The following is a 20,909-nucleotide window of genomic DNA, read 5'->3' on the forward strand; positions in this document are numbered from 1 at the left end:
GCCCACTGGCCGTCGGTCAGCGAGCTGTCATACCGGGAAGAAGCCGCAGACCGCGGCTGGCATGTACAGACACACATCCACCCGGACCATCACCGACGCGCCATCGGCCACCAGCCGCCACGCCGCTGGCCCGAGCGCCAGCCGTCACGCCGTCACCCTCCGCTCAACGCCGGTTACCCAACACCCTCTCAGGGCTGCACGGACGGGGAGCCGTCGGCCCGGGCGCGCGGCCCCGGCCCGTCCCCGGCAGGCTGGCGGTGGTGGCCGGCCGGCGGCCACCACCGCGCCGAGGAGGTACCGCGTGTCCCGCCCCCCGTTCCCGCCGTTCACCCTGGAGACCGCCCGGCAGAAGGTCCGCGCCGCGGAGGACGCCTGGAACTCCCGCGATCCCGTGCGGGTGGCCGAGGCCTACACCGAGGACACGGTCTGGCGGAACCGCGCGGAGTTCCTGCGGGGCCGGGACGAGGTGGTGGGGTTCCTGACCCGCAAGTGGCGGCGGGAGCAGGACTACGCGCTGCGCAAGGAGCTGTGGGCCTTCACCGACGACCGCATCGCCGTCCGGTTCCAGTACGAGTGGCACGACGACGAGGGCGGCACCTGGCGCTCCTACGGCAACGAGAACTGGGAGTTCGCCGAGAACGGCCTCATGCGCCGCCGGGAGGCCAGCATCAACGACGTGCCGATCGCCGCGGAGGAGCGGTGGATCCTCGGCCCGCGGGAGGACGGCGACACCACCCCGCTGCCGTTGCGCTGAGCCGGCGTCGGGGCTCGGTCGTCATCTCGTAGCGCCCGCGCCGCGGGCATCCGACCAGGGCCGACCCTGAGCGCCGAACCAGGGGCGGTTCCGGGTGTCACCGGATGTCCGTGGCGCGGTGCGGGCGGCACGCTCGTGGCATGACGAACTCGGTTCCTCTCCCGCCTCCCGCTGACGCCCCCGGCGAGACCCGGCAGCCGCCGCCCGCCGGGCGGCCGGAGCTCCGTCGCAGCACCACCGACCGGATGGCCGGTGGCGTCTGCGGCGGCCTCGCCGACTACAGCGGCATCGACACCGTGCTGTGGCGCGTCGGCTTCGTCGGCCTGACCGTCGCCGGTGGTGCCGGCGTCCTGGTGTACCTGCTGCTCTGGGTGCTGATGCCCGCCGGGCCGGCCCGCGCCGACGAGACCCCGAGCCCGCTGGAGCGGCTGGTCCAGCGCCTGCACGAGGCCCTCACCGGGCGCCGGGCAGCACCGCCGCGGTGAGCCCGGCGGCGACCCCGGCGGTGGTCTCCACGCCGGCGGCCCTCGCGGCGGACGACACGGGGACCGGCGCCGGCCCCGGACCGGCGCCGGTCCGCGAGGATGGGCTGCCCACGGCACCGACGAGCGATGGAGCACCGACGTGACCTCTTCCCCCGCACCCCAGCCGGCCCCGGTCGTCGTCCCGCAGTTCTTCGTGCGGCAGCGGGTCACGATGATGGTCAACCGCTACGAGGTGCTGGCTGCCAACCCCGACGGCAGCGCGGGCCGGCTGCTCGCCCTCGCCGAGCAGAAGCGGATGAAGCTGCGCGAGGAGGTCGTCTTCTTCGCCGACGCGGGGAAGAGCCGGCGGGCGTTCTCGTTCAAGGCCCGGCAGCGCCTCGACGTCGGCGCCGAGCACGACGTCCTCGACGAGCACGGCCAGCCGATCGGCTACTTCCGCAAGGCCTTCGGTGCCAGCCTGCTGCGCTCCACCTGGCACCTCTCCGCGCCGGGGGTGGAGGCGGTCGGTCGGGAGCGCAACCCGTTCATCGCGGTGCTGCGCCGGGTGTGGAACTTCATCCCGTTCCTGGACGCCGTCCCGGTGCCCTTCCTCTTCCACTTCGACTTCACCGACAGCCGGTCCGGTGCCCCCGTGATGAGCAGCCAGAAGCGGATCGGGCTGCGCGACCACTACACGGTGACCGTCCCCGACCCGAACCTGGACTTCCGGGTGGCGGCGGCGATGGCGGTGGCCCTGGACGCGCTGCAGAGCCGCTGAGCCGTCGCGGGGCCCGTCCGGGGTCTTCTGCGCGCTCTCGCGGTCCTGCAGGGCTCCCGGAGCGCGAGGAACACCTGCGAAGGCGCACGCCAGGGGCGCCCGGGAAGGAGGTGCCGCCCGCCGGTGTTGCGACAGGCAACCGACGCGAAAGGCCGTACCCCGCATGAGCACCACCCTGTCCGTCCTCGACCTGGCACCCATCCCCCGCGGGGAGACCGCGAGCAGCGCCATCGCCGCCAGCGTCGCCCTCGCCCAGCGCGCGGAGGAGCACGGCTACGCGCGGGTCTGGTACGCCGAGCACCACAACATGCCCACGATCGCGTCGTCGGCCACCAGCGTCCTCATCGCGCACGTCGGCGCGCAGACCCGCAGCATCCGGCTGGGCGCCGGCGGCATCATGCTGCCCAACCACTCGCCGCTGACGATCGCCGAGCAGTTCGGCACGCTCGACGCGATGTACCCGGGCCGCATCGACCTGGGCCTGGGCCGCGCGCCCGGGAGCGACCAGAACACCATGTACGCGCTGCGCCGCGACCCGCGCTCGGCCGACACCTTCCCGCAGGACGTCCTCGAGCTCCAGGCCTACCTCGCCGGTGAGACGCGGGTGCCCGGCGTCGACGCGATCCCCGGCAAGGGCTCGCGCGTGCCGCTGTACGTCCTGGGCTCCTCGATGTTCGGTGCCACGCTCGCCGCCGCCCTCGGCCTGCCCTACGCGTTCGCCTCGCACTTCGCGCCGGCCATGCTGGAGCCCGCCGTCGCCGCCTACCGGCGGGAGTTCAAGCCCTCCGAGCAGCTCGCCGAGCCCTACGTCATCGCCGGCGTCAACGTGGTCGCCGCCGACAGCACGGCCGCCGCGCAGGAGCAGCTGCAGGCGGTGCGCCGGAACCTGGCCGTCGGCCTGTTCGGCCGCGGCCGGGCGCTCACCGACGAGCAGGCCGACCAGCTGCTCGCCCAGGGCGCCGGTCAGCACGTCGGCACGATGCTCACCCACACCGCCGTCGGCACCCCGGACGAGGTGCGCGAGCACCTCGAGGGGTTCACGAAGCTCGCCGACGCCGACGAGCTGATCGTCGCCCACCAGTCGGGGTCCCTCGAGGGGCGGCTGCGGTCGGTGGAGCTGGTGGCCGGGGCGATGCGCCCGCGCGCGCTGTGACGCGACCGTGTTTCGGCCCCCGGGGCGGCACGGGTAGGCGACGGCGGTGACGTACTCGATCGTGGCCCGCGACCCCGAGACGGGGGAGATGGGCGTCGCCACGCAGTCCCAGGCCTTCGCGGTCGGCAACAGCGTCCCCTTCGCCCTCCCCGGGCACGGCGTCATCGCCACGCAGTCGATGGCCGAGCCGATGTACGGCGCCGTCGGCCTGGACCTGCTCCGCGGCGGGTTCACCGCCCAGGAGGTGCTGACGGCGCTCAGCAGCGTCGACCCGCAGCCCGAGCGGCGGCAGGTCGCCGTGCTGGGGCTGGCCGGCGACTTCGCCGTCTACACGGGCACGAGCTGCGTGGACGCCGCCGGGCACCTCATCGGCGACACCTGCGTCGCGCTGGCCAACATGGCCAGCTCCCCGGCGGTGTGGGAGGCGATGGTGGAGCGGTTCGAGGGCTCCTCCGGCCCGCTCGCCCAGCGGTTGCTCAACTCCCTGGTGGCGGGGGAGGAGGCCGGCGGTGACTTCCGGGGGCGCCGGTCGGCAGCGATCATGGTCGTCCGGGCGACCACCACCGGCCGCCCCTGGCACGACATGGTGGTCGACCTGCGGGTCGACGACTCCCCGGACCCGCTCGGTGTCCTGGCCGACCTCACCGTGACCCGCGCCCGCTACCAGGACGTCGTCCGCGCATTCCAGCAGGCCATCGACGGCGACCCGGTCTCCGCCGACCGCGAGCTGGAGCTGCTCCGGCCGATGGACCCGGTCAGCGAACCGGACCAGCTGATGTGGCGGGCCGTCGTCGCGGCGCTCGCCGGGCGGGAGGACGACGCCCGCGCGATGCTCGTCGACCTGGCGGCCACCGCGCCGCAGTTCATCGAGGCCGCCAGCCGTTTCGGCAAGGCCGGGCTCATGCCGGCCGACGTCGTCGACCGGATCGTCCCGCCGGTGCCGCCCAGCTGACGGCGGCCTCCCCCCGGCGGGGGAGGGCGGACGTGACCTGCGTTTCAGACGGTCCCGTACCGTGCCGATGGTGCGGCCATGGGACAGCGGCGCACCTCGGATGTGCGGCAGCAGGGCGTGCACCCGGCGATGCGCCGGGTGCGGGTGACCGGCGCTGTCGCGACGGCCGCCTGGCCGGCCGGTGTAGCGCTGGCCGGGCTCCCGGGTGTCCCCGGCGTGCTGGGTGGAGTGGTGGAGCTGGTGCCGCTCGCCGCGCTGACGCTCGTCCTCGTGCTGCGCGCCGTCGCCGTCCCAGCCGGACGTCGCGCGTGGTGGTGCCTCGCCGGCGCCGTGGGCGCCTACCTGCTCGGCGCCGTGGGGCTCGACGTGCACCGGCACGTGATGGGCCTGGTGGAACGACCGTGGTGGGCCGACGCCCTTCAGCTGGGCTTCTACCCGCTGGCCTTCCTTGCCCTCGTGTTGATGGTCCGCGGCCGGATGCACCGGCTGACGGTGAGCCTCTGGCTCGACTGCCTGGTCACCGGGCTGACCGCCGGGGCCGTGGTCGCCGCCCTCGTGCTCGGCGACCTTCTGCGGACCGCCGCCGGCGGGGACAGCGCCGCGCTCGTCGGCGCCGCCTACCCGGTGGGCGACCTGCTGCTGCTGGGCCTGCTGGCCGCCGGTCTGGTCGTCGTCGGCCGGCGTGGTGGGGCGGACTGGTGGTGGCTCGTCACCGGCCTGGTGCTGTTCGTCGGCGGGGACACGGTCTACGCGCTCCAGGTGGCCGCCGGCACTTTCGAGTCGGGCGGGGTGCTGGACCTCGTGTGGGGGATGGCCTTCTTCTGTCTCGGCCTCTCCGCGTGCCATGCGCCGGCGAGCGACCTCACCGGCTCGGCCGAGCGTCGTGACCCGCTGCTCGTGCCGGCGGTGTGCACTCTCACGGCGGTCGTGTTGCTCGTGCACGGCTACTTCCGCGGCGGCGACCCCGTCGCAGGAGCGCTGGCCTGCGGTGCGGTCCTCGCGGCCCTGGCCCGCACCGCGCTCACCGTCCGGGCCGTCAGCGCGCTGGCCGACAGCCGCCGGCAGGCGCGCACCGACGAGCTGACCGGGCTGCCCAACCGCCGCTCGGTGTTCGAGGCCCTCGACGGCGCCGACGACCGGCTGCTGGCCGGCGAGGAGGTGGCCGTCCTCGTGCTCGACCTCGACCGGTTCAAGGAGATCAACGACTCGCTGGGCCACGGGACCGGCGACGCGCTGCTGCGCGAGGTCGCCACGCGGCTGCGGTCCCAGGTGCGCGAGGGCGACGTGCTGGCCCGGCTGGGCGGGGACGAGTTCGTCGTCCTGGCCCGGGACCTCGATGCCGACGGCGCCCGCGCCCTGGCCGACCGGCTGCGCACCCACCTGCGGCGCCCGTTCCTCCTGGGCGGGATGGAGCTCGCCGTCGACGCCGCCGTCGGTGCCGCCATCGGTCCCGAGCACTCGGCCAACGCCGTCGAGCTGCTGCAGCTGGCCGACCTGGCGATGTACTCGGCCAAGTCGGCCCGGCTGGGCGCCGCCGTCTACGACGAGGACCGCGACGGCCACGGCCGGCACCGGCTGGAGGAGGTCGCGGCGCTGCGACGGGCCCTCGAGAACGGTGAGCTGGTGCTGCACTACCAGCCGAAGCTGGACCTCCCGACGGGCACCGTGGCCGGCGTCGAGGCGCTCGCGCGCTGGCAGCACCCCGAGCGTGGCCTGCTCTACCCCGACGCCTTCATCGACCTCGCGGAGTCGGCCGGCCTGATGGCGCAGCTGACCACCCGGGTGATCGACGTGGCGCTGGCCCAGTGCCGCCGCTGGGTCGACCAGGGGCGCGCGCTCACCATGGCGGTCAACGTGAGCCCCTCCAACCTGGTGGACCAGGGCTTCCCAGACGACGTCGCCCGCTTGCTGGCCGCGCACGGGCTGCCCGCCTCGAGCCTGGTGCTCGAGGTCACCGAGAGCCTGCTGATGGCCGACCGGGAGCGCGCCGTCGGGGTGCTCACCCGGCTCCGTGATGCCGGCGTCGGCGTGGCGATCGACGACTACGGCACCGGGCACTCCAGCCTGGCCTACCTCGCCGCGCTGCCCGTCACCGAGCTGAAGCTGGACCGCACCTTCACCGCGGCCCTGACCGGCAGCGCCCGGGCGGCGTCGATCGTCACCTCCACCCTCCAGCTGGCCCACGCGCTGGACCTGGTGCTGGTGGCCGAGGGGGCCGAGGACGCGGCGACGGTCGCGGCGCTGGCCGAGCTGGGCTGCGACGTCGTCCAGGGGTACCACCTGAGCCGGCCGCTTCCGCCGGAGCAGCTGGAGGTCTGGCTGCACGAGCGGGCGCAGGCCCCCGTCACCAGCCCGGGGTGAGCCCCTCCTCCAGCCAGCTCTCGTACTCCGCCCCGGTCATCGGCCGGGCCGCCGCCAGCGCCTCCTCCAGCACCGGGACGGCGACGGCGGCGGGGGCCGCGACGCCTACCCGGACGTCCGTCCCGTAGCGCGTGAGTTCCTGCCACCCGTCGGTTTCGCGGAGCCACACGCCGTCGCGGACGGACCGGCAGGCGATCACCGGCTGGTCGCCGTCCGGGGTGCGGAGGGAGGGGACGGCGCAGGGATCGGCGGCAGCCGGGTCCACCGGGTCGTCGCGGAACAGCCACAGCTGCGGGCCGGCGCCGTCGACGGGGGAGAGGCGGGTCCAGACGAGCGCGCTACCGGTGGCCTGCGGCAGTCGAGCCCGGTACCCACCCGGCTCGCTGGTCCACGGGCGCTCGGTCGTGCCCACCTCGGTGCGGATCCGCTCGGCGCGGACGTCCTGCAGGACCGCCCGGCCCCAGCCGAACCCGACGGCGGCGGTGCTCACGACGAGGAGCACCGCGGTGGCGGTGCGGACACGGCCCGGCCACTGCAGCCCGGCCACCGCGGCGAACGGCAGGCCGGCGGCGGCGTACCACAGCAGGACCGGGAGGTCCGGGGCGCGCTCCAGGCGGACCACCACCCCCGCGAGGACGACGACGATCGCCGTGGACACGACTGCCAGCACGGCGCCGCGCAGCGCCGACCCCGGCCGGCCGTAGCCGCCGGGCCCGGCCAGGCGGTCGAGGGCGACGGCGGCTGCGGCCACCAGCGCGACGATGCCGCCGAGGGCGGCGAGGACGGCGGCCGCGCCGCCGAAGAGCGAGGCCGCCAGTACCGGTGCGCCGACGACGGCCGCCAGGACGCCGAGCCCGCCGGCGAGCAGGACGTGCACCAGCTGCTGCACCGCCGACGGCGCCGCCGGGCCGTCCGGCGCGGGGATCTCCGGGGCCGGGCTGGGCAGCACGGACGGCAGTGTGGCACCCCGTGGAGCGGACCGGGATGCACGACGGGCGGGCACCCGGGGTGGGTGCCCGCCCGTCGAGGGGTGTCGTCCGCTAGCTCTTCGGCCGCGCGCCGGCGCGGAGGGCGCCGAGCAGGTCGTGGTTGAGCCGGGAGATCGTCTCCATCGAGATGCCCTTCGGGCAGGAGGCGGAGCACTCGCCGATGTTGGTGCAGCCGCCGAAGCCCTCGCGGTCCTGCTGCGCCACCATGTTGACCACGCGGTCGTTGCGCTCGGGCTGGCCCTGGGGGAGCAGCCCCAGGTGCGTCACCTTAGCGGCGGTGAACAGCATCGAGGAGGCGTTCGGGCAGGCCGCCACGCAGGCGCCGCAGCCGATGCAGGTCGCGGCGTCGAACGCGGCGTCCGAGTCGGCCTTGGGCACCGGCGTCGCGTGCGCCTCCGGCGCGGTCCCGGTCGGCACGCTGATGTAGCCGCCGGCCTGGATGATCCGGTCGAAGGCCCGCCGGTCGACCGCGAGGTCCTTGATGATCGGGAACGCGGTGGCCCGCCACGGCTCGATGTCGATCGTGTCGCCGTCGGCGAAGGACCGCATGTGCAGCTGGCAGGTCGTCGTCTGCTGCGGGCCGTGCGCCTGGCCGTTGATCATGACGCCGCACATGCCGCAGATGCCCTCGCGGCAGTCGTGGTCGAAGGCGACCGGGTCGTCGCCCTGCAGGATCAGCTGCTCGTTGAGCACGTCGAGCATCTCGAGGAACGACATGTCGGGGGAGATGTCGGTGATCTTGTAGGTCACCATCTTGCCCTTGACGGTCGGCCCCTGCTGGCGCCAGATGCGCAGCGTCAGGTTCATCCCGCGCTTCTCGGCCGCGGGGTTGCCGACGCTGGAGCGCATCGCGCCTTCGTGTGTGGCTGTCACTTGTAGCTCCGCTGGGCGAGGTGGACGTACTCGTACTCGAGGGCTTCCCGGTGCAGCACCGGGGGCTGGCCCTCCGGCGTCCACTCCCAGGCCGCCACGTAGGCGAAGTTCTCGTCGTCGCGCAGCGCCTCGCCCTCGGGGGTCTGGCTCTCCGCGCGGAAGTGCCCGCCGCAGCTCTCGCGGCGGTGCAGGGCGTCGATGCACATCAGCTCGGCGAGCTCGATGAAGTCGGCGACCCGGCCGGCGTGCTCCAGCGTCTGGTTGAACGAGTGCCAGTCGCCGGTCACCTTCAGGTTGCTCCAGAACTCCTGGCGGATCTCCTGGATGCGGTCGATGGCCTTGCGCAGGCCCTCGTCCGTGCGCTCCATGCCGCAGAGGTCCCACATCAGCTGGCCGACCTCGCGGTGGAAGGACGCCGGGGTGCGGTTGCCGTTGATGCTGAGCAGCTTCTGCACCTGCTCCTGCACACCGGTGAGCGCCTCGACCGCGGCCGGGTGGCTCTCGTCGACCTTCTCGAACGGGCCGTCGGCCAGGTAGCTGCTGATCGTCGACGGGAGCACGAAGTAGCCGTCGGCCAGGCCCTGCATCAGGGCGCTGGCGCCGAGCCGGTTGGCGCCGTGGTCGGAGAAGTTGGCCTCACCGATCACGAACATGCCCGGGATGGTCGACTGCAGGTCGTAGTCGACCCACAGGCCGCCCATCGTGTAGTGCACCGCGGGGTAGATCCGCATCGGCACCTGGTAGGGGTCCTCGCCCGTGATCTGGGCGTACATGTCGAACAGGTTGCCGTACTTGGCCTCGACGGCCGGGCGGCCCATGCGCTCGATCGCCTCGGCGAAGTCCAGGTACACGCCCAGCCCGCCGGGGCCCACCCCGCGGCCCTCGTCGCACACGTTCTTCGCCTGGCGCGAGGCGATGTCGCGGGGCACCAGGTTGCCGAACGAGGGGTAGATCCGCTCGAGGTAGTAGTCCCGCTCGTCCTCGGGGATTTCCCGCGGGTCGCGGGTGTCGCCGCGCTCCTTGGGCACCCACACGCGGCCGTCGTTGCGCAGCGACTCCGACATCAGGGTCAGCTTCGACTGGTAGTCGCCCTTGACCGGGATGCAGGTGGGGTGGATCTGGGTGTAGCAGGGGTTGGCGAAGTACGCGCCCCGCTTGTGCGCCCGCCAGATCGCCGTGGCGTTGGAGCCCTTGGCGTTCGTGGAGAGGTAGAAGACGTTGCCGTAGCCGCCGGTGGCGATGACGACGGCGTCGGCGAAGTGGGTGCTGATCTCGCCGCTGACCAGGTCGCGGGCGACGATGCCGCGGGCGCGGCCGTCGACGACGATCAGGTCGAGCATCTCGGTGCGGGCGTGCTGCTCGACGCTGCCGGCCGCGATCTGCCGCTCGAGGGCCTGGTAGGCGCCGTAGAGCAGCTGCTGGCCCGTCTGGCCGCGGGCGTAGAAGGTGCGGGAGACCTGCGTGCCACCGAAGGAGCGGTTGTCGAGCAGGCCGCCGTACTCGCGGGCGAAGGGCACGCCCTGCGCGACGCACTGGTCGATGATGTTGACGCTGACCTCGGCGAGGCGGTGCACGTTGTTCTCGCGCGAGCGGAAGTCACCGCCCTTGACCGTGTCGTAGAACAGCCGGTGCACGCTGTCGCCGTCGTTGCGGTAGTTCTTGGCGGCGTTGATGCCGCCCTGCGCGGCGACGCTGTGCGCGCGGCGCGGGCTGTCCTGGTACCAGAACGACTTCACCTTGTAGCCGGCCTCGCCCAGCGTGGCGGCGGCGGAGCCGCCGGCCAGGCCGGTGCCGACGACGATCACCGTCAGCTTGCGGCGGTTGGCCGGGTTGACCAGGCGGCCGCGGAACTTGCGCTCGCTCCAGCGCTCGCCGATCGGGACGTCGGTGGGGGCCGCGGTGTCGGCGATCGGCTCGCCGACGGAGAAAAGCTCGAGAGGCATCGGGGGAGCTCCTTAGTCGATGAGCCCGAAGAGGACGGAGAAGGGCACGAGCAGGAAGCCGATGGTCAGCGCCGTCGCGAACACGACGGCGAAGGCGCTGACGGTCTTCTCGCGACGCCGGTTGCTCTGCCCCAGGGTCTGCGTGGCGCTCCAGATGCCGTGCCGCAGGTGCATGCCCAGGAGGATCACCGAGATGGCGTAGAAGATCGTGACGAAGGGGTTCTGGAAGCTGGCGACCAGCCGCTCGTACGGCGTGCTGTCGAAGCCCTCCGCGTTCACCGTGCCGGTGGTCAGGTCGAGGATGTGGTAGATGATGAAGGCGCCGATGATCACGCCGCCCCAGCGCATGGTGCGCGAGGCGTAGCTCTGCGCGGTGGGCTTCTTGGTGACGTAGCCCTGGGGGCGGGCCCGCTTGGCCTGGCGCCACAGCGAGACGGCGGCCCAGAAGTGCGCCACCACCGCGACGAGCAGCACGATGCGGATGACCCAGAGCGTCGTCTGCCCCGGCAGTGCCGGGTTGCCGACCGTCCGGATCCAGCCCGAGTACGAGTTGAACGACTCGGCGCCCGAGAAGGCCTTCAGGTTCCCGATCACGTGCGCGATCAGGTACAGCACCATGATGATGCCGCTGATGGCCATCACGGCCTTCTTGAAGACCGAGTTGGTCTTCGCAACCTTGGGGGTCCTGCGCTGCGCGTGCTCCACCGTCACCACAAGTCCCCACGCTAGGACTACACGTCGCTCGCCACCAACCAAACACGAGGTGACACACCTCATGTAAGGGGACCCTCACCAGGGCGTCGGCCACCGCGGTCGAGGGACCGCGGGCCGGCCGGTGGTCACGCCGGCCCGCGAAGGGCAGGCTGTGCGCGTGCCCACCCCCACTCGCGGCTTCCTCGGCCGCCGTCGCGAGCGTGACCCGCGGCTGCCCCCCGGCCAGTACGACGTCGGTGCCGACTGGCCCGTGCTGACCGCGGAGCCCACCCCGCGCATCTCCCCGGAGACCTGGAGCATCACCGTCGACGGCCAGGTCGAGCAGCCCACCACCTGGTCGTGGGACGAGGTCCACCGGCTGCCCCCGTCGGAGTACCGCGGTGACATCCACTGCGTCACCACGTGGTCGAAGTTCGACACCCGCTTCTCCGGCGTCTCCGTCGACACGCTGCTGGCGGCCGCCCGGCCGACCGCCGAGGGGCAGTTCGTCATGGCGACGTCGAAGACCGGCTACACCACCAACCTGCCGCTCGCCGACGTGACCGGCGGGAAGGCCTGGCTGGTCTGGGACTTCGACGGCCGCCCGCTCACCCCCGAGCACGGCGGGCCCGTCCGCCTGCTGGTGCCGCACCTGTACTTCTGGAAGAGCGCCAAGTGGATCAGCAAGCTCACCCTGCTCCGGCGCGACCAGCCCGGCTTCTGGGAGCAGAACGGCTACCACGACCGGGGCGACCCGTGGCGCCAGCAGCGCTACCAAGGTGATTGAAAGAGGACCCCGGCGCCCCCCACCGCTCGCGAGCTCGCGGCGGGGCCCTGCGCCGGGGCCGACCGGCATCCCACCACTGGGGGCGGGCGTGCCGGATGCGCCCGCGGGTGGCTGGACGACGGCGACGGTGGCCGGCGTCCGTCGTCCGGTGCCCCGCTCGGTGCAGCTGCGGCTGGACGTCGCCGACCGGGTCGACCACCTGCCCGGCCAGCACTACGTGGTGCGGCTGACCGCCCCGGACGGCTACACCGCCCAGCGGTCGTACTCGGTGGCCTCGGCGCCCGGCGACCCGCTGGTCGAGCTGTTCGTCGAGCGGCTGGACGACGGCGAGGTCTCCACCCACCTCGCCGACGTCGTCGAGCCCGGTGACGTCCTCGAGGTCCGCGGGCCGATCGGCGGCTGGTTCGTGTGGGACACCGAGAGCCCGGCGCTGCTGGTCGCCGGGGGGAGCGGCGTGGTGCCGTTCGTGTCGATGCTGCGCACCGCGCGGGCGCTGGGGCGCGCCGACCTGCTCCGCACCGCGGTGAGCGTGCGGACGGCGGAGCTGCTGCCCTACGCCGACGAGCTGCTCGCCGCCGGCGCCCTGGTCGTGACCACCCGCGAACCCCGCGGCATCCGGCCCGCCGGGCGGCTCACCGCCGTCGACCTGGTGCCGCTGTGGGAGCCCGGCCAGACCGCCTACGTCTGCGGCTCGGCGTCCTTCGCCGGGGCGGCCACCCAGCTGCTGGAGACCCTGGGCACCCCGGCGGCCGACATCCGCGTGGAGCAGTTCGGCCCGAGCGGCTGAGGGCCCCGGGGCCCTCAGCCGCCCGGGGCGTCAGCCCGCCGCGATCGGGTTGCCCGGGGTGAAAAGCCACCGCTGGAAGAGCTCGTCCAGCTGCTGCCCCGACACCTTCTCCGCGAGCGCGATGAACTCCTCGGTGGTGACGGTGCCGCCGGCCTGCGTCGCCACCCACTGCTCGACGATCGCGAAGAAGGTCTCGTCGCCCACCTCGTCCCGCAGCGCCTGGAGGGTCATGGCGCCGCGGTAGTAGACCGCGATGTCGAACAGGTTCTCGGTGGCCGGCCCCGGGTCCCCGATGGTGAGGTCCCAGAACTCCGGCGGCACGGCCGCGGCGATGGCGTCGAACGTCTCCTGCGTCGTGGCGAGCCCCTCGCGCTCGAGCCAGAGCCACTCGGCGTAGGTGGCGAAGCCCTCGTTGAGCCAGATGTGCCGCCACTCGTCGATGCGCAGCAGGTCGCCGATCCACTGGTGCGCCAGCTCGTGCACCACCACGAGGTCCCCGCTCACCGGGTCCGTGAAGAACACCGACGCGTAGATGGACCGGGTCTGGGTCTCCAGCGCGAACTGGAACTCCGGGTGGTCGTCCACGATCCCGCCGCCGGCCCGGAACGGGTAGGGGCGGCCGAAGGTCTCGGCGAGGAAGCCGATGATCTCCGGCTGCCGGGCCAGCGACGCCTCGGCGACCTCTCCGGCGGAGGGCCCCTCGGTCTCCGGGTCGAGGTCCAGGGTGAACAGGTCGGGGTCGAGCGCGTCCCAGAAGCGGATGCCGTCGGCCCGGTACTCCCGCAGGTCGAACTCACCGATCGCGAGCGTCACCAGGTACGTGGCCATGGGCTCCTGCGCACGCCACTCCCAGGTGGTCCAGCCGTGCGCCGTCCGGCTGCCGCGGAGCACGCCGTTGGACACGGCCTCCAGCCCCTCGGGCACCGTCGCCCGCACGTCCACCGAGGCGGCGTCGCGGGGGTGGTCGTTGGCGGGGAACCAGGTGGCCGCGCCGTCGGGCTGGCCGGCGACGATGGCGCCGTCGTCGGTGTGCATGAAACCGGAGGTCCCGAGCGCGTCCTCGATGGTCTGCGGGACGCCGCCGTAGCTGATCGTGGCGGCGAACCGCTGCCCGGCGCGCAGGGCCTTCGGCATCGTGATCACGAGCTCGCCGCCCTCGCGCACCCAGGACGCCTCGGCGGAGCCCACCCGCACCGAGCGGACCTCCATGCCCGTCAGGTCGAGGTTGAAGCCGGAGAGGTCCTGGAGCGCCCGCGCGGTGATCGTCGCGACGCCGTCGAGGACGTCGGTGGCCGGGTCGTAGCGGACGTCGAGGTCGTAGTGCAGGACGTCGTAGCCGCCGTTGCCGTCGAGCGGGAAGTAGGGGTCACCGATGCCCGGTGCACCCGGTGCGGGCCCCTCGTCGGCGACCGCGAGGCCCGGGCTCAGCCCTAGCACCACCACGGTCGTCGCGGTCAGCAGCGAGAGTTTCCGGGACATGGCCGCTCCTCCGAGCCGTCGCGCCGTCAGCCGCGCGGGGGACGGCGAAGGTAATGGCCCGGGACGGTCCGGTCGCTCCCCGGCCCCGCGGCCTCGGAGCCGCGCCGCGTGGGGCCACGCGATGGACACGCGTCGTCGCCGGCTGCGACCGCCGGCGTCAGATCCAGCCCCGCCGGCGGGCCTCGGTGACGGCGGCGTGCCGGTTCGGCGCGCCGAGCTTGGCCGCCGCGGCCGACAGGTGGTTGCGGACGGTTCCGGGGGAGAGGTGGGCCCGCGCGGCGATCTCCTCCACCGGCGCCCCGCCGGCGGCGAGCTCCAGGATGTCGGCCTCCCGCGGCGTCAGCGGGCTGTCCCCGGCGCTGATCGCCTCGGCGGCCAGCTCCGGGTCGACGTAGCGTCCGCCACCGTGCACGGTGCGGACGACGGAGGTGAGCACCGCCGCGTTCACCGTCTTGGGCAGGAACCCGCGGACACCGGCCTCCAGCGCCCGCTTCAGGTGGCCCGGGCGGCCGTGGCCGGTGACGATCACCAGCCCGCAACCGGGGGCGACGCCGGCGAGCTCGGCGGCCAGGGAGATGCCGTCGCGGTCGGGCAGCTGGAGGTCGAGGACGGCGACGTCCGGCGCGTGCGCCCGGGCCATGGCCAGCGCCTCCGCGGCCGAGGCGGCCTCGGCGACCACGGCGAGGTCGTCCTCCAGCGCCAGCAGCGCGGCCAGCGCCGAGCGGATCAGGTTCTCGTCGTCGGCCAGCAGCACCCGGATCACCGCGCGACCTCCGCGACCGCCCGCGGCAGGGTCGCCGCCAGCAGGAACCGGCCGTCCGCCGCCTGCGCGCGCAGCCGGCCGTCGAGCCCGGCCAGCCGCTCGGCCAGCCCGGTGAGGCCGTTGCCCCAGCCGCGGTCGCCGTCGCCGGCGCCGTCGTTGACCACGGACAGCTGCACCTCCTCCGGCGCGACGGACAGGGCGATCGTGCACTCGGTGGCGCGGCTGTGCCGCAGCACGTTGGTCACCGCCTCCCGCACCACCCAGCCGAACGCCGTCTGCACCTGCTCGGGCAGCGCGGCGCCGGCGTCCTCACCGGTGACGGTGCAGGCGACCCCGGCCGCCCGCAGCACCGAGCGGGCGCCGGCCAGCTCGCCGGCGAGGTCGACCGACCGGTAGCCGCGCACCACCTCGCGCACCTCGCGCAGCGACCCCTCGGCGATGCGCGCGATGTCGGCCAGCTCCTCGCCGGCGCCCGGCTGGCCGCGGCGCACCAGCTCGCCGGCGAGCTGGCTCTTCACCGCGATCGTGGACAGGTCGCGGCCCATGACGTCGTGCAGGTCACGGGCGAAGCGGAGCCGCTCCTCGGCGACCGCCAGCTGCAGCTGCACGCCGCGGCTGCGCGCCATCTCCTGCACCACGTCGAGCACCCACACCGAGAAGCGGAAGGCCAGCACCACCGCGAGCACGGCGATCGCGAGGACGACGCCCTGCGTCACGGCCGCGGCGACGGCCGTGCCGTCCAGGCGCGCGGCGAACCCGCTGAGCACGCCGATGGTGAGCGTGTGCGGCAGCAGCTGCCGGGTGGTCCACACCGTCGAGCAGGCGGTCAGCACCACGCCCAGGGGCAGCGCCACCGACCACGGCACCACGGGGGAGGGGTCGCCGGTGCGGAACGCCCAGGCACCGGCGGCCGCCATCACGCCGGCCGCCGCGAACGCGCCGGCCACCGGCCCGGCGGGGAGCGGCTCCCCCCGGCGGTGCGCGGCCAGCCCCCGGCGGGTCACCACCACCCCGCCGACGGCGGTGCCCGCGGCGCCCGCGAGGAACAGGGCGACCGCGGAGCCGGGGACGGGAAAGGTGGCCGCCCCCAGCACGCCGACGGCGAACAGCGGCACCGCCCCGAGGAACGTGTAGAAGGACCACCGGGTGTAGAGCTCGATGCGCTCGGCGTCGGAGCGGCTCCTCCACCAGCGCATCACGGTCGGCACGCCGCCATGCTGCCGCACCGCCCCGGCGCCGCCCCGCTCACCGCTGCGGCACCCAGCGGAACCAGCGCCGGGCGACCGAGGCGCCGATGCCCAGCCACGCGGCGAGCACCGCCAGCGGCACCAGGGCCTCGGTCCACGCGCCGGCCCATCCGACCACCTGGCCGTCCCAGGTGGTGCCGGCCAGCCCCAGCTGGGCGAGCTCGACCACCGGGGTCAGCGGCAGGAACCGCGCGACCGTGGCCAGCGCGTCGGGCAGCACCGAGAGCGGGAAGAACACCCCGCACAGCGAGGACGACACGACCAGGAACGGCAGCGCGGTGATCTGCGCGCTCTCGGAGGTGCGCGTGAAGGCGGTGCTCGCCGCAGCCAGCAGCAGCATGAGCGCCGCGCCGGCGACGAGCGCGACCAGCGGCAGCACGACGTCCACCGGCGCCGACCACTCGCCGAGGACGGCGACGCCGATGCCGACCAGCGCCACCTGCCCCACGGTGACCAGCAGCGTGGGGGCGGCGATCCCGAGCACCACCTCGGAGCCGGTCAGCTCGCCGGTGCGCATCCGCTGCAGCACCAGCTCCTGGCGGCGGGCGACGAACGTGGTGAGCAGGTTGTAGTAGGTCAGGAAGACCAGCATCACGCCGACGGCGCTGACCAGCAGCCGGGGGCCCACCGCGACCTCGCCGCCGCCGACGCCCAACGCCGGCACGGCGGCCACCAGCAGGAGCGGCAGCAGCACCGAGTTCACGACCGCGGTGCGGTTGCGGAGGAACAGCTTGGTCTCCGCGCCGGCGAGCGCGAGCGTGCGGCGCACCCGGCTGGGCCCGGTGGCCGGCGGGGCGGTGGTCGTGGCGGCGGTCATCGGGGGCTCCCGGTCTCGAGGCGGGTCGGGTGGGGCGCGCCCGGAGCGAGGGTGAACCGGACGGTGGCCGGCTGCGTCGCGGTGATCTCCTCCGGCGTGCCCTCGAGCTCGATCCGGCCGGCGCGCAGGATCGCGATCCGGTCGGCGAGCTCCTCGGCCTCCTCGAGGTGGTGGGTGGTCAGCACCACGGCCGTGCCGCCCCGCACCATCTCGCGCACCAGCGACCAGACGGTGCGGCGGCTCTCCGGGTCCAGACCGGTGGTCGGCTCGTCGAGCACCAGCACCCGCGGGCGCCCCAGGAGGGCCAGCGCGAGGTCGAGCCGGCGGCGCTCGCCGCCGGAGAGGCTGCGCACCCGGACGTCGGCGCGGCCGTCCATGGCGACCTGCGCCAGGGCCTCCTCGACCGGGCGCGGGTCGGTGAGCGTCCGCGCCCACGTGGTGACCGTCTCGGCGACGGTGAGGTCCCCCGGCAGCCCGCTCGACTGCAGCAGCACGCCCAGGTGCGGCCGGACGGCGGCGTGCTGGCGGAGCGGGTCGGCGCCCAGGATCCGCACCGTGCCGCCGTCGGGGCGCGCGAGGCCCTCCAGCACCTCCAGCGCGGAGGTCTTGCCGGCGCCGTTCACCCCGAGCAGCGCGAAGACCTCGCCGGGGTGCACCTCGAAGGAGATGCCGCGCACCGCCTCGAAGTCGCCGTAACGGCGCCGCAGGTCGGTGACCTCGACGGCGGGCACGTCCCCGCGGGGGTGCGTCGGCCGCCGGCCGGGTTGCGCGTGGACGTCGGTCACGGGTCCTCCTCGGTGCGCCCGCCGGCCACCGTCGGGCCGGTCCTCCGGGCGCAGTTCCGAGCGTGCCGCCCCGCCGGTGCCCGGTCAGGTGCCGTCGTTCACGACCTGCGGCGCCGTCCGCACGGCCCACCCGTGACGCGTGTCATGGGTGGTGCGGCCGACGCCTCGGGCACCGGGCGGTGTGGCCCGCGGCGGTCCGGGTAGGGCGGGTGCGGACGTGCCGCCCGTTCCCGGTCCCGGTGCCCCGGACGTGGAGGAGGAGCCGTGGAGGACCCGGAGGACCGGAAGCGCGCCGAGCTGGGGCAGACCGACGCCCCGGCCGAGGACGAGATCGCCGAGGCGTTCGAGAAGATCGTCAGCGAGGGCGCGCAGCGGCTGCACCGCCGGTGGCGGGAGGTGGTGGCCACCGGCCTGGCCGGCGGGCTGGAGATCGCCGTCGGGGTGCTGGCCCTGCTTGCCGTGCTCGAGGCGACCGGCGACGATCTGCTCGCCGGGCTGGCGTTCAGCATCGGGTTCATCGCGCTCATGCTGGGGCGCAGCGAGCTGTTCACCGAGGGCTTCCTGGTGCCCGTCACGGCGGTCTTCGCTCGCCGCGCGAGCGGCGCGCAGCTGGCGAAGCTCTGGGTCGGGACGCTGGTCGCCAACCTGGTCGGCGGCTGGCTCGTGATGTGGCTGGTCGTGCGCGGCTTCCCCGACCTGGTGCCGGTGGCGGTCGAGTCCGCGCGGCACTTCGTCGAGGCGCCGCTGGACCTGCAGTCGGTCGCGCTGGCCTTCCTCGGCGGCAGCGTCATCACGCTGATGACCCGCATGCAGCACGGGGCGCACTCGGAGGGCGGGAAGATCGTCGCCTCGGTGATCGGCGGTTTCCTGCTGGCCGGGCTGATGCTCTTCCACTCGATCCTGGACTCGCTGCTCATCTTCGGCGCTCTCCACAGCGGTGCCCCGTTCGGGTACGGCGACTGGCTGGCCTGGTTCTGGTACACCCTGCTGCTCAACATGGCCGGGGGGCTGCTCGTCGTGACGCTGATCCGGCTGGTGCGCAGCAAGGAGCTGATCGAGCGGGAGCGCGCCGCCGTCGCCCGCGGCCGGTAGGGGCGCGCCGCCGCCGGGCGCACGGCGGGCGTCGGTCATCCTGACCCGGTGATCGAGCTCCGCGGCCTGACCAAGCGCTACCGCGCCCGGGTGGCCGTCGACCGGCTCACCGTCACCGTCGAGCCCGGCCGGGTCACCGGCTTCCTGGGGCCCAACGGCTCGGGCAAGACGACGACGATCCGCTGCGTGCTCGGGCTGGCCCGGCCGACCGCGGGGACGGCGACGGTGCGGGGTCGCGCGTACCGCGACCTGGCCCACCCGCTGCGGGAGGTCGGCGCGCTGGTCGACCCGCGCGCCCGCCACCCGGGGCGCACCGCGCACGCCCACCTGCTGGCGCTGGCGCGCAGCAACGCGCTGCCGGCGCACCGGGTGGACGACGTGGTCGAGCTGGTGGGCCTGGCCCCGGTGGCCCACGAGCGGGTGCGCGGCTTCTCCCTCGGCATGGCGCAGCGGCTGGGCATCGCCGCGGCCCTGCTCGGCGACCCCGAGGTGCTGATCCTCGACGAGCCGGTCAACGGGCTGGACCCGGAGGGCATCCGCTGGGTGCGCGAGCTGCTGCGGGACCTGGCCGGCCAGGGGCGCACGGTGCTGGTGTCCACCCACCTGATGAGCGAGATGCAGGACACCGCCGACCACCTCGTCGTCCTCGGCCGGGGCCGGCTGCTCGCCGACGTCCCGATGGCCGACCTCCTCGGCGCGCACACCGCCGTCCGGGTGCGCAGCCCGCAGGCGCCGGTGCTGGCGTCGGCGGTGCAGCGCGCCGGCGGGCACGTCGAGCTGGAGATCGACGGGGCGCTGCGCATCGACGGGCTGGCCGCCGCCGACGTCGGCGACCTCGCGCACGGCATCGGCGTCCGGCTGCACGAGCTCAGCCCGGTCACCGGCTCGCTGGAGGAGGCCTACCTGGCCCTGACCGGCGACGACGTGGAGTACCGGGCGGTCGCCCCGTGAGCGGCGTCCCGTTCCGGGCGGTGCTCGCCGGCGAGTGGGGCAAGCTCCGCTCGACCCGCTCGACGTGGTGGTGCTCGGCCCTGTTCGTGCTGGTGGCGGGCGGCGCCGGCTGGCTCGCAGCGGCGACGACGCAGTCGGCCCCGCGTGCGGACATGGCCGTCAGCTCGGCGCTCACCGGCTTCGGCTTCGGGCCGGTGCCGCTCGTCGTCCTCGCGGTGCTGGTCGTCAGCGGCGAGTTCCGCACCGGCCTGGCCCTGGCCACCTTCACCGCGGTCCCGCGCCGTGCGCGGGTGCTGCTGGCCAAGACGGTCGTCGTCGCCGGCTGGAGCGTGCTGCTCACCGCGCTGGTGGCCGCCGGCTGCCTGCTGGCCGCGAGCCGGCTCACCGCCGTCCCCGGCGGGATCCCGCCCACCGACCCCGACGTGCTGCGCCAGCTGTGGCTGCAGGTGGCCGGAGCGGCGCTGACCGCGGTGCTGGCGGTGGGCGCGGCGGCGCTGCTGCGCTCGACGGCCGGGGCGCTCGGCGCCGTGCTCGCCCTGGTCCTGGTGCTCCCACCGGTGCTGGCGATCGCCGGCACGGAGCTCAGCCTGCGGATCTCCCGCGGGCTGCCGGCGTTCCGGGTGGGGGAGGACGCCTTCCTGACGGTGGCGACCTCCTGGCAGACCGGGCTGCTGGTCGCCGGCGGCTGGGCGCTGGTGGCGTGGTTCCTCGGCGTCCTCGTCCTGGTGCGGCGGGACGTCTAACCCCGGGCGGCCCGGCGGACCGCGGCCACGTAGCCGGCGGTGGCCAGCCGCTGGAGGGCGAGCGAGAGCGGGCCGGCCAGCCGCGCGGCCGGTGAGGCGAGCCGGAAGAACACGCGCAGGGTGAAGACGACGTCGCCCGACGCCGTCAGCCGCACCGCGAAGCGCTCCTCGCCGCTCTCCGGGTGGCCGGGGAGCGTGCCGTAGGCGAAGCCCCGCTCGTCGCCCTCGGTGCTCGCCCACACCACCCGGCAGGGGATGTCGTAGCCGAACCGGGGCAGGCCCGCCGTCAGGACGACGACCGTGCCGGGGGTGCCGGCCGGGCCCGTGGCGCGGACCCGCAGCCCCGCTGCGCGCTGCGCCCGCCAGTCCAGGACGGCGTCCGCGGCGCGCTCGAACGCGGCCCAGCCAGTACCCCTGGGCCGAGTCGCAACCCAGCCGGGCCAGCTCCTCCCAGGTGGCCCGGGTCTCGACGCCCTCGGCGTAGGTCAGCGGCGCCCC

21 protein-coding genes are annotated in these 20,909 nt (G+C 74.6%); 11 read left to right on the top strand and 10 right to left on the bottom strand.

The genetic code is table 11. The features are described 5' to 3' along the window. Nucleotides 1-301 precede the first annotated feature (301 nt). The 6 genes from E9529_RS12840 to E9529_RS12865 all read left to right on the top strand — a co-directional run bounded on the left by E9529_RS12840 (nt 302) and on the right by E9529_RS12865 (nt 6,462). On the top strand, nt 302-754 hold the full coding sequence (locus E9529_RS12840) for a nuclear transport factor 2 family protein (protein WP_236831550.1): 453 nt from the start codon (nt 302-304) through the stop codon (nt 752-754). Between the two features lie 140 nt (nt 755-894). Continuing rightward, the gene (locus E9529_RS12845) at nt 895-1,239 is read left to right on the top strand and encodes a PspC domain-containing protein (protein WP_236831551.1); all 345 of its coding nucleotides are present in this window, start codon (nt 895-897) and stop codon (nt 1,237-1,239) included. Between the two features lie 139 nt (nt 1,240-1,378). Beyond that, nucleotides 1,379-1,996, top strand: a complete 618-nt coding sequence (locus tag E9529_RS12850; RefSeq protein ID WP_236831552.1) for a hypothetical protein — start codon at nt 1,379-1,381, stop codon at nt 1,994-1,996. Nucleotides 1,997-2,159: 163 nt separating this feature from the next. Beyond that, a complete protein-coding gene (locus E9529_RS12855; protein ID WP_236831553.1) occupies nt 2,160-3,149 on the top strand; it encodes an LLM class flavin-dependent oxidoreductase in 990 nt (329 codons plus the stop codon). 46 nt (nt 3,150-3,195) lie between these two features. Beyond that, on the top strand, nt 3,196-4,101 hold the full coding sequence (locus E9529_RS12860) for a DUF1028 domain-containing protein (protein WP_236831554.1): 906 nt from the start codon (nt 3,196-3,198) through the stop codon (nt 4,099-4,101). A gap of 78 nt (nt 4,102-4,179) precedes the next feature. Next, a complete protein-coding gene (locus E9529_RS12865) occupies nt 4,180-6,462 on the top strand; it encodes a bifunctional diguanylate cyclase/phosphodiesterase (protein ID WP_236831555.1) in 2,283 nt (760 codons plus the stop codon). On the opposite strand, the gene E9529_RS12870 is transcribed toward E9529_RS12865, so the two are convergent. From E9529_RS12870 to E9529_RS12885, 4 genes are all read right to left on the bottom strand, one after another. Further along, nucleotides 6,446-7,411: a hypothetical protein gene (locus tag E9529_RS12870; protein ID WP_236831556.1), complete on the bottom strand. Its 966-nt coding sequence runs from the start codon at nt 7,409-7,411 to the stop codon at nt 6,446-6,448. The two genes, E9529_RS12865 and E9529_RS12870, sit on opposite strands and share 17 nt — an antisense overlap. A gap of 91 nt (nt 7,412-7,502) precedes the next feature. Then, nucleotides 7,503-8,258 carry a succinate dehydrogenase/fumarate reductase iron-sulfur subunit gene (locus E9529_RS12875; protein ID WP_308195283.1) on the bottom strand — a complete coding sequence of 252 codons (756 nt, stop codon included), beginning with the start codon at nt 8,256-8,258 and terminating at the stop codon, nt 7,503-7,505. 62 nt (nt 8,259-8,320) lie between these two features. Beyond that, nucleotides 8,321-10,267: a fumarate reductase/succinate dehydrogenase flavoprotein subunit gene (locus tag E9529_RS12880; protein ID WP_236831558.1), complete on the bottom strand. Its 1,947-nt coding sequence runs from the start codon at nt 10,265-10,267 to the stop codon at nt 8,321-8,323. A gap of 12 nt (nt 10,268-10,279) precedes the next feature. Next, on the bottom strand, nt 10,280-10,978 hold the full coding sequence (locus E9529_RS12885) for a succinate dehydrogenase cytochrome b subunit (RefSeq protein WP_236831559.1): 699 nt from the start codon (nt 10,976-10,978) through the stop codon (nt 10,280-10,282). A 160-nt stretch (nt 10,979-11,138) separates the two neighbouring features. Here E9529_RS12885 and E9529_RS12890 point away from each other — a divergent pair, with 160 nt between their 5' ends. Both E9529_RS12890 and E9529_RS12895 read left to right on the top strand, forming a co-directional pair. After that, a complete protein-coding gene (locus E9529_RS12890) occupies nt 11,139-11,747 on the top strand; it encodes a sulfite oxidase-like oxidoreductase (protein WP_236831560.1) in 609 nt (202 codons plus the stop codon). 88 nt (nt 11,748-11,835) lie between these two features. Further along, nucleotides 11,836-12,534 carry an FAD-binding oxidoreductase gene (locus E9529_RS12895; RefSeq protein WP_236831561.1) on the top strand — a complete coding sequence of 233 codons (699 nt, stop codon included), beginning with the start codon at nt 11,836-11,838 and terminating at the stop codon, nt 12,532-12,534. Between the two features lie 30 nt (nt 12,535-12,564). On the opposite strand, the gene E9529_RS12900 is transcribed toward E9529_RS12895, so the two are convergent. The 5 genes from E9529_RS12900 to E9529_RS12920 form a co-directional block, all read right to left on the bottom strand. After that, nucleotides 12,565-14,013: a M1 family metallopeptidase gene (locus E9529_RS12900; RefSeq protein ID WP_236831562.1), complete on the bottom strand. Its 1,449-nt coding sequence runs from the start codon at nt 14,011-14,013 to the stop codon at nt 12,565-12,567. 157 nt (nt 14,014-14,170) lie between these two features. After that, a complete protein-coding gene (locus E9529_RS12905; protein ID WP_236831563.1) occupies nt 14,171-14,776 on the bottom strand; it encodes a response regulator transcription factor in 606 nt (201 codons plus the stop codon). Next, the gene (locus E9529_RS22760) at nt 14,773-15,984 is read right to left on the bottom strand and encodes a sensor histidine kinase (protein WP_236831564.1); all 1,212 of its coding nucleotides are present in this window, start codon (nt 15,982-15,984) and stop codon (nt 14,773-14,775) included. The genes E9529_RS12905 and E9529_RS22760 overlap by 4 nt, the downstream gene beginning before the upstream one ends. Before the next feature lie 37 nt (nt 15,985-16,021). Beyond that, nucleotides 16,022-16,840: an ABC transporter permease gene (locus E9529_RS12915; protein WP_236831565.1), complete on the bottom strand. Its 819-nt coding sequence runs from the start codon at nt 16,838-16,840 to the stop codon at nt 16,022-16,024. Continuing rightward, nucleotides 16,837-17,625, bottom strand: coding sequence for an ABC transporter ATP-binding protein (locus E9529_RS12920; RefSeq protein WP_236831566.1), 789 nt, complete (start codon nt 17,623-17,625; stop codon nt 16,837-16,839). The genes E9529_RS12915 and E9529_RS12920 overlap by 4 nt, the downstream gene beginning before the upstream one ends. Before the next feature lie 264 nt (nt 17,626-17,889). Between E9529_RS12920 and E9529_RS12925 the strand changes: the two genes are divergently transcribed. From E9529_RS12925 to E9529_RS12935, 3 genes are read left to right on the top strand one after another with little or no spacing between them, the layout of a single operon-like run. Next, nucleotides 17,890-18,717 carry a formate/nitrite transporter family protein gene (locus tag E9529_RS12925; RefSeq protein WP_236831567.1) on the top strand — a complete coding sequence of 276 codons (828 nt, stop codon included), beginning with the start codon at nt 17,890-17,892 and terminating at the stop codon, nt 18,715-18,717. Nucleotides 18,718-18,765: 48 nt separating this feature from the next. After that, nucleotides 18,766-19,668, top strand: a complete 903-nt coding sequence (locus E9529_RS12930; protein WP_236831568.1) for an ABC transporter ATP-binding protein — start codon at nt 18,766-18,768, stop codon at nt 19,666-19,668. Next, nucleotides 19,665-20,411 (top strand): ABC transporter permease, encoded by a 747-nt coding sequence (locus E9529_RS12935; protein ID WP_236831569.1) that lies wholly within the window; start codon nt 19,665-19,667, stop codon nt 20,409-20,411. Before E9529_RS12930 ends, E9529_RS12935 begins: the two co-directional genes overlap by 4 nt. On the opposite strand, the gene E9529_RS12940 is transcribed toward E9529_RS12935, so the two are convergent. Beyond that, nucleotides 20,408-20,782, bottom strand: coding sequence for a DUF1990 family protein (locus E9529_RS12940; RefSeq protein WP_236831598.1), 375 nt, complete (start codon nt 20,780-20,782; stop codon nt 20,408-20,410). The two genes, E9529_RS12935 and E9529_RS12940, sit on opposite strands and share 4 nt — an antisense overlap. Nucleotides 20,783-20,909: the final 127 nt, after the last annotated feature.

This window comes from Blastococcus sp. KM273128 (assembly GCF_021698975.1).
Lineage (GTDB): Bacteria > Actinomycetota > Actinomycetes > Mycobacteriales > Geodermatophilaceae > Blastococcus.